Source organism: Acinetobacter sp. UBA1496, from assembly GCF_002324975.1.
Lineage (GTDB): Bacteria > Pseudomonadota > Gammaproteobacteria > Pseudomonadales > Moraxellaceae > Acinetobacter > Acinetobacter variabilis.
In genome coordinates, this window is record NZ_DCRI01000017.1 from 14,517 (window position 1) to 28,201 (window position 13,685).

Sequence of the window (13,685 nt, forward strand, 5' to 3'; positions counted from 1 at the left end):
TCTCAAACATAAGGCTGTGACTAAACAGTGATTTAGCACAGCGAAATCAAAAAATTGCGCCTAGTTTAACGATTCTCTGGGTCAATGAACATCATTATTCAGTAAGTCAGTGCTTAGATGCAGCGATGTCACCGCTGTTTATTAACAAATATAAATAAAATCTTCAGTTTTGGATTTTTTCTGCTCAATTCGATCCTTATTTATTTCTCATTTTACAAATTGGCAAATAAACACATTAAATATGGAGGTAGATCTTCACATTCTTTTGGGCATAATTTGTTACATTTTCTGCGTCGAAACACACTAACATATGAAAGTCCTATCAGGGACACGGAGTTACAACATGAAACTCAATGCAATTTTACTGAGTGCTGCAATGGCTGCAGGCTCAATGATGACAGTGAGTGCGCATGCAGACAGTACTGCACGTGTGGCAGCAGCAAGTGCTTTAGGTAGCGTTGCTGGTACTGCACTGGGCAAAAACATGGGGGGCAACACTGGCGCAACAATTGGTGCTGCGTTAGGTGGTGCAGGTGGTGCTGCTGTGGCAAGTAACAAGAAAAACCGTACCTCATCTGCAATTGGTGGTGCTGTAGGTGGTGGTGCTGGTTATACCGTAGGTAAAAACATGGGTGGTTCTAATGGCGGCTATATCGGTTCAGCACTTGGTGCTGCGGGTGGTGCAGCATTAGGTAATAAAATTTCTAAAGATAAAGCAGCCGATCGTGCCAAAGCGAATCGTGCTAAACACTGGAAAAAACGTCACCGTTAATTTCCTGCCCTCAGGCTCTTTAAATTCGACGCTACATTTAACATTAAAAGCACCTGTTTGGGTGCTTTTTTTATTGTACATTCAACACATCCAAATTCATGTAATACATAAACTTATTCGAATAAGATCATGAATAAATTAAGGAGATAAAAATCACAATTCGCCAACACTGCCTCCATGCTATTTGACGGTTGCTAGATTAAATTTATCTCATCAACAAATACAGCTAGATATATAAAAGGTGTACTCATGAATTACAAATCTCTAATGATCGCTGTCGTAGCAACCTCAGCCATGGGTATGACAGCCGCCAATGCCGGAAATACAACGAATACGGCTTTAGCTTCTGCTTTGGGTGGTGTCGTTGGTGCCGCAGTGGGCAATAAAATGGGTGGTACAACTGGCGCAACAATCGGTTCTGCGATTGGCGGTGGTGCTGGTGCCGCAGTAGCAGCGAATAAACGTGACCGTAATGGCGCGATTATCGGTGGTGCTTTAGGTGGTGGTGCCGGTTATGCCGTAGGTAAAAATATGGCGGGTTCTAATGGCGGCTTAATTGGTGCTGCATTAGGTTCTGCAGGTGGTTCTGCCCTTGGTAAAAAAGTCAGCGAAGACCGTCGTTATGATGACCGTTATGACCGTCGCTATAGTTCAAAAAACTATCGTACTAGCAATTACCGTTATAACCACCGTCGCTAAGATTTCCTCTAATTACTTTTCCTCCTTGAATAAGCATCTTCGGATGCTTATTTTTTTGCCTGTTATTTCGATTTACATATATATCGATTTTTTTCGATATACAAATACAATGCAAAGTCGTATGCTCTTAGTCATGTTTATTCAAGAGTAATATTATGCGTACGCTTACCGATACCCAGTTCTCTATTCTCGAACTGGTTCCAGTTCGTGACGATAAGACCATTCAATTCTCCCTGCAACATGCGCTGGAACTGGCTCAGACTGCAGAACGTCTAGGTTATAGCCGGATGTGGCTGGCCGAGCATCATAATATGGATGGTATTGCCAGCTCAGCGACCGCCGTTCTGTTAGGCTATTTACTGGCAAATACCAATAGCATTAAACTTGGCTCTGGTGGCATTATGCTGCCAAACCATGCGCCCCTTGTAGTAGCAGAGCAATTCGGTACATTAGCGACTTTATATCCAGATCGTATTGAACTGGGGTTGGGCCGTGCTCCGGGTACCGATCAAGTGACCATGCGTGCTTTACGTCGTGGCCGGCAGGAAACTGAAGATCAGTTCCCGCAGGATGTTTTAGAAATTCTGCAATACTTTAAAGATCCGATTCCAGGCCAACGCATTGTGGCAACTCCAGGCCAAAGCACACACGTACCTGTGTGGTTATTAGGTTCGAGCCTGTTTAGCGCACAACTGGCAGCAAAACTTGGTCTACCTTATTCTTTTGCCTCTCACTTTGCTCCGCGTATGCTTGGTCAAGCGATTCAATTGTATCGGGACAATTTCGAACCGTCTGAATATCTGGATCGTCCTTATGTTTCTATGGGCGTACCAACTTGTGTAGCAGATACAGATGAAGAAGCTGAATATCTGGCAACAAGTGCTTACCAGCGTGTCCTTGCCCTGATTCGCGGTCAAAGCCTGAAATTGAAAGCACCGATCGATTCTATGAAAGGACTCTGGTCACCACCTGAAAAAATGTCTGTCGATAATTTCTTTGCCATGGCACAGGTGGGTTCTAAAGAAACTGTTAAAGCCGGTCTGGAAGCACTCCTAGCAAAATATGATGTAGATGAGTTTATCTTCACCTGTGATATCTATGACACAGAGAAACGTCTGCATAATTTTGAATTGCTGATGCAGATCAAAAACGGGCAATAATGCTGTCTTGCTTTGCCTAATTTATTCTTATCTATATACCTATTCTTCGGAATGGGTATATTTTTTTAAATTGTGTTTAAAGATTTTAACTTTCTAACTGGATAAATTCATATCTAAGATGGAGCTCCTGTTCTTTAATACATCTATCTCTTATTAAAAATACAATAGAAAAAAGAATGACTGTCTAAGTTAAATTTTGAACTTTACCGTTCTAGGGCTTTTGTTAATATCTATAACAAAGCAAATAAGACCAATTATTAAATAATTTCAAGGAAAAACAATGTCCACCAAGCAGGATGCACACGCGGGTATATTTGAGAATCGTCTCGAAAATTTTCAGCATTTTACTGGCATTAAAGTGCCCTCTTCCCAGCTCGCTGAACTTGACTGTACTGGAAAAGATATTGCGATTATTGGTACGGATCAATTTACCGTAAGCCAGCTCAACAAGATTAGCCAGCAAGCTCACTCAGTAAAAGTTTTTCAGATTAATCCGCAATTTGTATTGCCAGGTACTGAACGTGGTTTGCAGCGGTTATTAAATCACCCCTTAATCATTAAAAATCGACGCCTGTTTAATAACCGGATTAAAAGCATTTTGTCATTACGTTATCTGGAAAATCAGGTACAGAATTTATGGCTCAGACGCCAGCTTATGCCAAATCTTGCGGCCACATCCAAAGTTTATCTTAAATCAGACCACTATTATGCTGCTCTGCAACGTGAAAATTGCCAGCTGATTACCTGGCCTATTGCAAAAATTTCCGAAAATAGTATTCATTGTATTAATGGAGATGAACATCAGGTTGAGCTAATTGTGCATACTTTTTAATCAGCAAGTTAATCTGTTTTTAGCTCATGAGATTAGAAATTCGGAGTGTATTTGGGAAAATTTAGTTCTATAAGATTGAATTTCTGAGTTCATTGAAGAGCAAATAAGCTTAAAAACCAACCATTACATTTTTGATTAAAATATTGAATATTTCAACAATTTATAATATTCATATTTTATTTCTATGAAAGTAGTATTTTTTATTAATTTTTATCTATAAATCAGAGCCAAACTGAAGTCTGGCTCTGAATTCTTTTTAGCCAATTCGACGTTTTAGTCCTGTCATTTGTAAGACACGAGTTGAAATTTCTTCAATCGACATTTCTGAGACATTCAGGTACTTGATCCCTTCCGAAATATAGATACCTTCAATTGCACGCAGTTCCATCTGGCACTGGCTAAAGCTGGCATAACGGCTATTGGCCTTACGTTCCGTACGGATTGCAACCAGACGCTCTGCATCAATCATCAGACCAAAAAGCTTGTTTTTATGCGGTCTTAGCACTGCTGGCAGGCGGTTATCGTCCAGATCTTCTTCAGTTAGCGGATAGTTCGCTACACGAATTCCAAATTGCAAAGATAAATAAATTGAGGTCGGAGTTTTACCGGAACGCGATACGCCAATCAGGATCAGATCAGCCTTATCATAGTGACGCGTACGCGCACCATCATCATTGTCGAGCGCAAAATGTACGGCATCAATACGCGCCTTATAGGACGCGGAATCGGTCACCGCATGGGTCTGACCGACTAAAGTCGTAGGTTCAGTACCAAGCTCTTCTGATAATTTACTTATAAGTCCTTCAAAAACATCAAGATTTACTGCATTTGCAGTATTAATAATGTCTCGTACATAGGGATCCACCAACGTATCGAAAACCAAAGGTTTTTGACCATCTTTTTGGGCACGTTCATTGATTTCTGTGACCACATTCATGGCCGCCTCTTCAGAGCTAATATAAGGGATAATATGAATGTCAAAATCCACATGCGGAAACTGCGCTAACAGCGAGTGGCCAAGGGTTTCAGCAGTAATGGCAGTACCATCGGAAATAAAAAACACACTCCGCTGAATTTGTTTACCTTCTGACATTAAAATTCTCCTCAAACATTTGTCTTAGTACTATATAATCTTTATAGTAAACCGATCTTACATGACTGTCGCTTAGTAAAATCAAAAACCTAGAAGATTTGCTATACTCTCATGCCAAGATAGTGATTAATACTGCAAAAGTGGAGTAACAACTTTGGAAGCGCGCGTAATTGGTCTAGAAAAATTAGGGAAGCACGATGTTGAGCTTGTAGGTGGGAAAAACTCATCTCTGGGCGAAATGATCAGCCACTTATCTAATGCTGGTGTATCAGTACCAGGTGGCTTCGCAACAACAGCTGCTGCTTATCGTGAATTTCTCGAGCAAAGTGGCCTAAACGCTAAAATCAATGCAGAGCTTGCTGCACTTAACGTTGATGACGTCAATGCGCTTGCTGAAACTGGGGCAAAGATTCGTCAATGGATTGTGGAAACTCCACTTACTGCTGAACTGGAAAAGGAAATTCGTGCAGCTTTTGCAGAACTTTCAAACGGCAACCCTGATATCGCGGTTGCCGTTCGTTCATCTGCGACTGCAGAAGACTTACCTGATGCTTCTTTCGCAGGTCAGCAAGAAACCTTCCTGAATATTCGTGGTATCGACAACGTTCTGATCGCGATCAAAGAAGTGTTTGCATCTTTGTACAACGACCGCGCGATCTCTTACCGTGTACACCAAAATTTTGCGCATGACGTGGTTGCTCTTTCTGCTGGCGTACAACGTATGGTTCGCTCAGAAACTGGTGCTGCTGGTGTAATGTTCACTTTAGATACTGAATCAGGCTTCCGTGATGCAGTATTCATTACAGCTTCTTATGGCTTGGGTGAAATGGTGGTTCAAGGTGCAGTAAACCCGGATGAATTCTATATTTCAAAACCGCTTCTAAACGCAGGCAAACATGCTGTACTGCGCCGCAACTTAGGTTCTAAACACCAGAAAATGATTTATGGTGAAGAAGCAGCTGCAGGTAAATCAGTTGTTGTGGTGGATGTAGAGAAAGCAGATCGTCAACAATTTGCATTGAACGATCACGAACTGCAAGAATTGGCTAAACAAGCACTGATCATTGAAAACCACTACGGTTCTCCAATGGACATCGAATGGGCTAAAGACGGTGATGACGGTAAAATCTACATCGTTCAGGCGCGCCCTGAAACTGTGAAGAGCCGTGAAAATGTTGGCACGATGGAACGCTACCTGTTAAAACAACGTGGTACTGTAATCTGTGAAGGCCGTTCAATCGGTCAACGTATCGGTTCTGGTAAAGTCCGCATCGTAACTTCAATTAAAGAAATGGACAAAGTACAAGACGGTGATGTACTTGTATCTGACATGACTGACCCGGATTGGGAACCAGTGATGAAACGTGCTGCTGCGATTGTAACTAACCGTGGTGGTCGTACTTGTCACGCTGCGATCATCGCACGTGAACTTGGGGTTCCAGCTATCGTAGGTTGTGGTAATGCAACCGAAGTCCTGGTTGACGGTCAGGAAGTAACTGTATCTTGTGCTGAAGGTGATACTGGTTTCATCTACGAAGGTGCGCTTGATTTCGAAATCCAAACCAACTCTATCGAATCTATGCCAAAACTTCCGTTCAAAATCATGATGAACGTAGGTAACCCGGATCGTGCATTTGACTTCGCGCAAATTCCGAACGAAGGTATTGGTCTTGCTCGTCTAGAGTTCATCATCAACCGTATGATCGGTGTGCATCCTAAAGCATTATTGAACATCGATAGTCTGCCACGTGAAACTCGCGCTGCTGTACTTGCTCGTACTGCAGGTTATACATCTCCAATCGAATTCTATGTAGAAAAACTGGTTGAAGGTATCTCTACTCTTGCTGCTGCGTTCGCTGACAAACCAGTGATCGTACGTATGTCTGACTTCAAGTCAAACGAATACGCTAACCTGATCGGCGGTAAACTGTACGAACCTGAAGAAGAAAACCCAATGTTGGGCTTCCGTGGTGCAAGCCGTTATGTATCTGACAACTTCCGTGACTGCTTCGAACTTGAATGCCGTGCACTGAAAAAAGTTCGTGACGAAATGGGTCTGACTAACGTTCAAATCATGATCCCGTTCGTACGTACTGTTGCTGAAGCTAAACGTGTTATTGAGCTATTAGGTCAAAACGGTCTGAAACGTGGTGAAAATGGTCTTAAAGTGATCATGATGTGTGAATTGCCAACTAACGCTTTGTTAGCTGAACAGTTCCTTGAACACTTCGATGGTTTCTCTATCGGTTCAAATGACTTGACTCAGTTAACGCTTGGTCTTGACCGTGACTCTGGTATCGTTTCTCACCTATTTGATGAACGTGATCCAGCAGTAAAAGCGCTTCTTTCTATGGCCATCCATGCTTGCCGTAAAGCCGGTAAATATGTAGGTATTTGTGGCCAAGGTCCTTCTGACCACCCAGATCTTGCACAATGGCTGATGGAACAAGGTATTGAATCTGTATCTCTTAACCCAGACTCAGTATTGGATACCTGGTTCTTCCTGTCTGAAGAGAAAGCTCAAAAAGCTTAATTAACTCTTTAAAAAAAGACCCTTTCATAGGGTCTTTTTTTATGTTCTCAATATTACCTAGATATTATCTTAATTATATTTCTAGATATTATCTTAATTATATTTATAGTTAAGTGATTAATCATATGTTTTTTGATTTAACAGAAATCAAATTATTTATATAAGCATAAGCTTCTTAGTGTAATGACAAACAAATACCAACAAACAGCATGAGAAAAAATTGCATAATTAAATTTAAGTGAATTTTCACATCTTGATAGCAAAATCATCAATCCTTGCTACACTGTCTCAATTATGGAGGAATTTGGTGATGAACATTCTTGAAAATCCTAAACTTATCCATATATTACATTTATATTCTTTTATTTGTTTTCAGCCTGAAAATACTTAAACTCCTAGTTCAATTTTTGTCCAAATTTATATTTTTGAGATTCAGTTTATATGCAGATTTACTTGGCACGAAATAATCAACAAGCTGGCCCATATACGCTCGAGCAATTAAATCAGATGCTTGCCAACCAACAGGTACTTCTGACTGATTTGGCTTGGCATCAAGGTATGACCGAATGGAAAGCTTTAGGTGAACTCACCCAAGGGAAACTGATCTATCAGCCTGAAGGCTATGTAGCACCAGAAATGCCAGCAACACCTGCCTATCAGGCTCCACAGAACGCAAATGAGTCAAGTACAGACCATCTTCGTGCCCGCAGCTCTCAAAATGTTGCAGCAAAAAAAGAACTGGCGAGTATTCCAAGCCGTATTTTAGCCAAGATTGTGGATCTGCTTTTATGGCTGCCTGCGACGTTTATTTTGACCGCATTTTTTACTCCTGAACAGGAAACCCAATTCGCACAACTGAACCAGGAATTTATGAATGTGATGTTAAGTAGTGATGCTGACCCTGCTTTGGCACAGCAGCTACAGACTCAGATGTTTGACATGTTTTCACAGCAGGCATGGATTGCGACTGCAATTTACCTGGTGATCATGCTCGCTATTCAGGCTTTTCTGATTGCCAAATCGGGTCAAAGTATCGGTAAAAAACTGACTAAAATTAAGATCGTAGATGCTGAGACTGGTGAAAAAACCAGCTTGATGCGTGCCTTCACTATTCGCAGTGTGTTCCTTATTCTCCTGAATATTATCTTCATGCCACTCAGCACAATCATTGACTGGGCGTTCGGTTTAGGGCAAAAACGTCAAACCGTGCACGATAAACTGGCAAAAACCCAAGTCGTTAAACAATAATTAGTCCTGCCATAAAATGGGATGTTTTGGCATCCCATTTTCCTACATAACTTTGAAATTACAATAAAATTCCTATAAATATTCTTGAAATCCGACCGACAAAATCGGTTTTTATTACAGTCATTTAAAGCACCTTTATATATAGCTTAGTTTGGCAATATCAGGCATAATGCCCTACAACGTAGCGGTGTATTATGATTAGAAGGGTGTTTTGTAAAAAAACGGCCTCTTTTATCATGCGACACTTTAATCGCTATCCCATATTAAATTAGGGAATGGGACTCTTCACCGAGGTTGTAAAATGAGACAAACGATTTTAGCTGTATTGTCTTTATCAACGATGGCTGCACTTTTAACAGGGTGTGGTGGTGATCTAGTACTTCTGAACTCTAAGGGTCCAGTTGCTGAAGGCCAAAGTAGCCTGATGATGACTGCGATTTACTTAATGCTGTTGGTGGTAATTCCATCAATTATCATGGCATTATGGTTCGGTTGGAAATATCGCGCATCGAATAAAGACGCAGACTATAAACCTACATGGGCACACTCTACTGCGATTGAAATTGTAGTTTGGGGTATCCCTGTCATTATTATTGGTATTTTAGCTTGGTTAACTTGGTGGGGTTCCCACAAGTACGACCCATACCGCCCACTTGAGGCAGATAAAGCACCATTAACAGTTCAGGTTATTGCTGAACAGTTCAAATGGATCTTCATCTACCCAGAACAAAACATTGCGACTGTAAACGAAATTCGCTTCCCAGAGAAAACTCCGGTAAGTCTTCGTTTGACTTCTAACTTCACGATGAACTCATTCTTCATCCCTGCGTTAAGTGGTCAGATCTATGCAATGGCGGGTATGCAAACTCACCTGAACTTAATGGCAGACGAAACTAGCCCAGCTGAAGGCTACCGCGGTTTCTCTTCTAACTATTCAGGCTATGGCTTCTCACAAATGCGCTTCCGTGCACATGCTGTGACTGATGCTCAGTTTGCTGAATGGGTAGCTGCAGTTAAAGCAGGTAACGGTACTTCAGTAAATCCAGAAGCAGTTCAAAAAACTGTTTTAGACCAAGCTGAATTTGCAAGCTTGCGTGACGGTAACCGTGGTAAACACCAAATCGAAGCGATTATTGCAAAAGCTACGACTCCTGAAGAGAAGGCTGCTGCTGAAGCAATGAAGCCTTACCCAACTAAGCCACATCCAGTGACTTACTACTCTTCTGTTGAGCAAGGTTTGTTTGAATCTGTGATCAATAACTACATGAGTAACTATCACGGTGCTGATCACTCAGCGTCTTCTGTTGCTCACCAGGAAGCAGCTGCTTCTGAAGCACATGTAGATGTTGAACATGCGACTGCTTCTCAAGGAGAATAATTCATGAGCTTCTTAGGTAAGTTAGGTCCAGATGCAATTCCGTACGATCCAATCGTACTGGTAACTGTTGCAATGATGATCTTAGGTGGTATCGCAGTTGTTGCGGGTATTACCTACTTCAAAAAATGGGGCTACCTGTGGAACGAATGGTTCACATCTGTAGACCATAAAAAAATTGGTATCATGTATATCTTTGTATCAGTGATCATGCTGGTACGTGGTTTCGCCGATGCGATCATGATGCGTCTTCAGCAGTTCCTTGCAAAAGGTGGCGGCGAAGGCTACTTGCACCCAGAACACTATGATCAGATCTTCACCGCACACGGTGTGATCATGATCTTCTTCGTGGCAATGGGTCTTGTTGTTGGCTTAATGAACATCTCTGTACCGCTTCAAATCGGTGCACGTGACGTTGCATTCCCATTATTGAACTCTTTAAGCTTCTGGCTGTTCGCTGGTGCTGCGGGTCTGATGATGGCTTCACTTGCGATTGGTGAATTCGCTGCGACTGGTTGGATGGCTTATCCTCCACTATCAGGCATTGAATACTCTCCTGGCGTAGGTGTGGATTACTACATCTGGGCACTGCAGATTTCAGGTCTGGGTACGCTATTAACGGGTGTTAACTTCTTCGTTACCATCATCAAAATGCGTGCGCCTGGCATGAAACTGATGGAAATGCCAATCTTTACCTGGACATCTTTATGTACAGCAGTATTGATTATCGCAGCATTCCCAGTGTTGACTGCTACTATTGCAATGCTGTCTCTTGACCGTTACTTCGGCTTCCACTTCTTCACAAACGAGCTAGGCGGTAGCCCAATGCTTTATGTGAACTTGATTTGGACTTGGGGTCACCCAGAAGTATACATTCTGGTATTGCCAGCATTTGGTATTTACTCTGAAGTTGTATCGACTTTCGCTCGTAAAGCATTGTTCGGTTACAAATCAATGGTCTATGCAACAGTTGCAATTACAGTATTGTCATTCGTTGTATGGGTTCACCACTTCTTTACCATGGGTGCAGGTGCCAACGTTAACGCATTCTTCGGTATCATGACCATGATTATTGCGATTCCTACTGGTGTGAAAATCTTCTCTTGGTTGTTCACCATGTACAAGGGTCGTATCGTTTACACTACCCCAATGCTATGGACACTTGGCTTCCTTGTGACCTTTGGTATCGGTGGTTTAACAGGTGTATTGATGGCGGTTCCACCAGCGGACTTCCTGGTACACAACTCTTTATTCCTGATCGCTCACTTCCATAACGTAATTATTGGTGGTGTAGTATTCGCTATGTTCGCGGGTATCATCTTCTACTGGCCGAAAATGTTCGGTTGGAGACTGAATGAGACTTGGGGTAAAGCAGCATTCTGGTTCTGGTTCTTCGGTTTCTATTTTGCATTCATGCCACTTTATATCCTTGGTTTCATGGGTATGACTCGTCGTCTGAATACATTTGATAACCCAGACTGGGATCCGTATGTAAACATCGCAATGTTCGGTGCTGTTCTAGTTGCACTTGGTATTGTATGTTTCATCATGCAAATCGTTGTTGGTTTCCTACAACGCGATCAACGTCTAGATTTGACTGGCGATCCATGGGATGGTCGTACGCTTGAATGGGCTACATCTTCTCCTGCTCCGTTCTATAACTTTGCTCATCTTCCAAAGATCAATGGTATTGATACTTTCTGGATCGAGAAAGAAAACGGTGTTGCTTATGCAAAACCTACGAAGTACGAAGATATCCATATGCCGACTAACCGTGCTGCTGGTTTCATTATCGCAATGTTCATCACTGTTATGGGCTTCGCGTTAATCTGGCACATCTGGTGGCTAGTAGCGGTTACTTTCGTAGCAGCTATCATCAGCTTCATCGTGTCTTCTTTCACCAAGAAAGTGGATTACTATGTTCCTGCTGCTGAAGTTGAGCGTATTGAAGGTGAACGTTATGCGATCCTTGAAAAACACTTGAAGAAGGACTAAGACCATGGCTGAAGTACTTCATCACGATAACCACGGGCACGATGAGCATCATCATCACGATGATACTGACATCACTGTCTTTGGTTTCTGGACTTACTTGATGAGTGACCTTATCCTTTTCGGTACACTCTTCATTGCATTCGCTGTTTTAAGTAGCCACGTTCCATTAGGCACTCCAAGCGCGCGTGATCTGTTTGGTGATTCATTAGGCTTCGTTTTAACTGAAACGTTTGCCCTCTTGATCTCTTCCGTAACTTTTGGTTTTGCCGTTCTAGCTGCCTACAAGAAAAACGTTGGTCAGGTTCTTACCTGGTTAGCGATCACTTGGTTATTCGGTGCTGCCTTTATCGGTATGGAACTTTATGAGTTCAATCATTTAGTTCATGCTGGTCATGGCCCTAGCACTTCTGCGTTCCTGTCTTCGTTCTTTACGTTGGTAGGTACGCACGGTATCCACGTGACTTCAGGTTTGGTATGGATGATCGTGTTAATGATTCAAATCAAGAAATATGGTTTGACTCTACCTAACACTCGTCGTCTTGCGTGCCTAAGCTTGTTCTGGCACTTCCTTGACATCGTATGGATCTGTGTATTCAGCGTAGTTTACTTGATGGGAGTTCTATAATGAGTCATGATCATAACGCTGCTGGCGAATCACACGGTAACATGAAGCAATATACTGTTGGCTTCATCCTGTCTGTTGTCCTTACTGTAATTCCATTCGGTATGGTCATGACAGGTGGTTTTAGCCGCGGTATCTTGATTACTGCTATTGCAATTACTGCAGTCGCTCAGATTCTTGTGCAATTAATTTACTTCTTGCACATGAACTCTTCTTCAGAGCAACGCTGGAACGTAATTGCATTTGTGTATACCATCTTAACCATCGCTATTCTTTTAGTGGGTTCTGTATGGATCATGAACTACCTACACTACAATATGATGATCTAAACTGGTTGTCATGCTGAAAAAGTATTTATTCCTGACTAAGCCAGGAATTCTCTTCGGTAACTTTGTTACCACTTTGGGTGGCTACTTCGTAGCCACTCAAGGTTCTGTAGATTTCCTTCTCCTGCTTCTTACTCTTATTGGTACTACTCTCGTAGTAGCATCAGGATGCGTGGTCAATAACGTTATTGATCAGGACATCGACCAAAAAATGCAGCGCACGCAAAATCGCGCACTTGTCAAAAAAACCATTTCTGTACCTGTTGCTCTCGCCTTTGCTTTTGTACTGGGTGTAATCGGTTTTGGCATTTTATGGTTCTGGGTAAATGCATACGCTTTCCTATTCGCAGTTATTGGTTTTGTCGTATACGTTGGTTTTTACAGCTTATGGACAAAACGAACAACTATTCACCAAACACTGGTAGGCAGTATTTCTGGCGCAGCACCGCCTGTGATCGGTTATACCGCAGTTGCAAGTCAGTTTGACTTAGGTGCCCTTTTAATTTTTCTAGGGTATGCACTCTGGCAAATGCCTCATTCATGGGGAATTGCAGTTTACCGTTTTGAAGATTACAAAAATGCAGGCATTCCAATTCTGCCTGTCGCCCGTTCAATTCGACGTACCAAGATCGAATCTTTGATCTACGTGATATTGTTCGGAATCACCATGAATGCTCTATTTGTTTATGGTTATGCAAACTGGATTTATCTGGTGGTATTGAATCTGATGACGCTTTACTGGATCTATCTCAGTATTCAGGGCTTTAAAGCTGAAGATGATCAGGCATGGGCAAAACAGTATTTCATGTTCTCGGTCAAACTGATTACCGTGATCAGTATTATTTTCAGTTTTACTTCTACTGCCCCGCAGAATCCAATCATATTTTTTTAAAAAGATAGAGTTTTACTCTATCTTTTTTATTTCTTCTGCTAAATAAATAATTCCCTTAAAGCCAATTTAAAGTAACTGTGTTTCTTCCAGAAATTTCCTTCTTGTAAATTTTTTCATTAACTGTAAGCGTCCGCTGAA

The 13,685-nt window shown here is 41.9% G+C and carries 12 protein-coding genes; 11 read left to right on the forward strand and 1 reads right to left on the reverse strand.

All coding sequences use genetic code 11. The annotated features are described in order from the left end of the window. Positions 1–343 precede the first annotated feature (343 nt). The 4 genes from B3143_RS01530 (at position 344) to B3143_RS01545 (ending at position 3,463) form a co-directional block, all read left to right on the forward strand. Positions 344–772 carry a glycine zipper 2TM domain-containing protein gene (locus B3143_RS01530; protein WP_034704547.1) on the forward strand — a complete coding sequence of 143 codons (429 nt, stop codon included), beginning with the start codon at positions 344–346 and terminating at the stop codon, positions 770–772. A gap of 249 nt (positions 773–1,021) precedes the next feature. Beyond that, entirely contained in the window at positions 1,022–1,471 is a 450-nt protein-coding gene (locus B3143_RS01535) for a hypothetical protein (RefSeq protein ID WP_004783858.1), read from the forward strand. Between the two features lie 155 nt (positions 1,472–1,626). Next, on the forward strand, positions 1,627–2,631 hold the full coding sequence (locus B3143_RS01540) for an LLM class flavin-dependent oxidoreductase (RefSeq protein WP_034704549.1): 1,005 nt from the start codon (positions 1,627–1,629) through the stop codon (positions 2,629–2,631). A gap of 280 nt (positions 2,632–2,911) precedes the next feature. Next, a complete protein-coding gene (locus tag B3143_RS01545) occupies positions 2,912–3,463 on the forward strand; it encodes a hypothetical protein (protein WP_034706290.1) in 552 nt (183 codons plus the stop codon). A 256-nt stretch (positions 3,464–3,719) separates the two neighbouring features. Here the strand turns inward: B3143_RS01545 and ppsR are convergent, their stop codons facing one another. After that, on the reverse strand, positions 3,720–4,556 hold the full coding sequence (gene ppsR, locus B3143_RS01550) for a posphoenolpyruvate synthetase regulatory kinase/phosphorylase PpsR (RefSeq protein WP_208461753.1): 837 nt from the start codon (positions 4,554–4,556) through the stop codon (positions 3,720–3,722). 154 nt (positions 4,557–4,710) lie between these two features. On the opposite strand from ppsR, the gene ppsA reads away from it, so the two are divergent. From ppsA to cyoE, 7 genes are all read left to right on the forward strand, one after another. Continuing rightward, positions 4,711–7,089 (forward strand): phosphoenolpyruvate synthase, encoded by a 2,379-nt coding sequence (gene ppsA / locus B3143_RS01555; protein ID WP_034706293.1) that lies wholly within the window; start codon positions 4,711–4,713, stop codon positions 7,087–7,089. Between the two features lie 441 nt (positions 7,090–7,530). After that, positions 7,531–8,337 carry an RDD family protein gene (locus B3143_RS01560; RefSeq protein ID WP_034704208.1) on the forward strand — a complete coding sequence of 269 codons (807 nt, stop codon included), beginning with the start codon at positions 7,531–7,533 and terminating at the stop codon, positions 8,335–8,337. A 301-nt stretch (positions 8,338–8,638) separates the two neighbouring features. Next, the gene (cyoA, locus tag B3143_RS01565; RefSeq protein ID WP_005236020.1) at positions 8,639–9,715 is read left to right on the forward strand and encodes a ubiquinol oxidase subunit II; all 1,077 of its coding nucleotides are present in this window, start codon (positions 8,639–8,641) and stop codon (positions 9,713–9,715) included. A gap of 3 nt (positions 9,716–9,718) precedes the next feature. Next, positions 9,719–11,707 (forward strand): cytochrome o ubiquinol oxidase subunit I, encoded by a 1,989-nt coding sequence (gene cyoB / locus B3143_RS01570; protein ID WP_166134966.1) that lies wholly within the window; start codon positions 9,719–9,721, stop codon positions 11,705–11,707. A gap of 4 nt (positions 11,708–11,711) precedes the next feature. Further along, on the forward strand, positions 11,712–12,332 hold the full coding sequence (cyoC, locus tag B3143_RS01575) for a cytochrome o ubiquinol oxidase subunit III (protein ID WP_004783873.1): 621 nt from the start codon (positions 11,712–11,714) through the stop codon (positions 12,330–12,332). Beyond that, positions 12,329–12,658 carry a cytochrome o ubiquinol oxidase subunit IV gene (locus B3143_RS01580; RefSeq protein ID WP_171065470.1) on the forward strand — a complete coding sequence of 110 codons (330 nt, stop codon included), beginning with the start codon at positions 12,329–12,331 and terminating at the stop codon, positions 12,656–12,658. The genes cyoC and B3143_RS01580 overlap by 4 nt, the downstream gene beginning before the upstream one ends. Before the next feature lie 10 nt (positions 12,659–12,668). Beyond that, positions 12,669–13,547 (forward strand): heme o synthase, encoded by an 879-nt coding sequence (gene cyoE, locus B3143_RS01585; protein WP_005236026.1) that lies wholly within the window; start codon positions 12,669–12,671, stop codon positions 13,545–13,547. The last annotated feature ends 138 nt before the right edge of the window (positions 13,548–13,685 follow it).

Bases quoted from the DNA above. Each gene is read 5' to 3' on its own strand.
- B3143_RS01530 (WP_034704547.1), top strand. From the start codon at position 344: ATGAAACTCAATGCAATTTTACTGAGTGCTGCAATGGCTGCAGGCTCA.
- B3143_RS01535 (WP_004783858.1), top strand. From the start codon at position 1,022: ATGAATTACAAATCTCTAATGATCGCTGTCGTAGCAACCTCAGCCATG.
- B3143_RS01540 (WP_034704549.1), top strand. From the start codon at position 1,627: ATGCGTACGCTTACCGATACCCAGTTCTCTATTCTCGAACTGGTTCCA.
- B3143_RS01545 (WP_034706290.1), top strand. From the start codon at position 2,912: ATGTCCACCAAGCAGGATGCACACGCGGGTATATTTGAGAATCGTCTC.
- ppsR (WP_208461753.1), bottom strand. From the start codon at position 4,556: ATGTCAGAAGGTAAACAAATTCAGCGGAGTGTGTTTTTTATTTCCGAT.
- B3143_RS01560 (WP_034704208.1), top strand. From the start codon at position 7,531: ATGCAGATTTACTTGGCACGAAATAATCAACAAGCTGGCCCATATACG.
- cyoA (WP_005236020.1), top strand. From the start codon at position 8,639: ATGAGACAAACGATTTTAGCTGTATTGTCTTTATCAACGATGGCTGCA.
- cyoB (WP_166134966.1), top strand. From the start codon at position 9,719: ATGAGCTTCTTAGGTAAGTTAGGTCCAGATGCAATTCCGTACGATCCA.
- cyoC (WP_004783873.1), top strand. From the start codon at position 11,712: ATGGCTGAAGTACTTCATCACGATAACCACGGGCACGATGAGCATCAT.
- cyoE (WP_005236026.1), top strand. From the start codon at position 12,669: ATGCTGAAAAAGTATTTATTCCTGACTAAGCCAGGAATTCTCTTCGGT.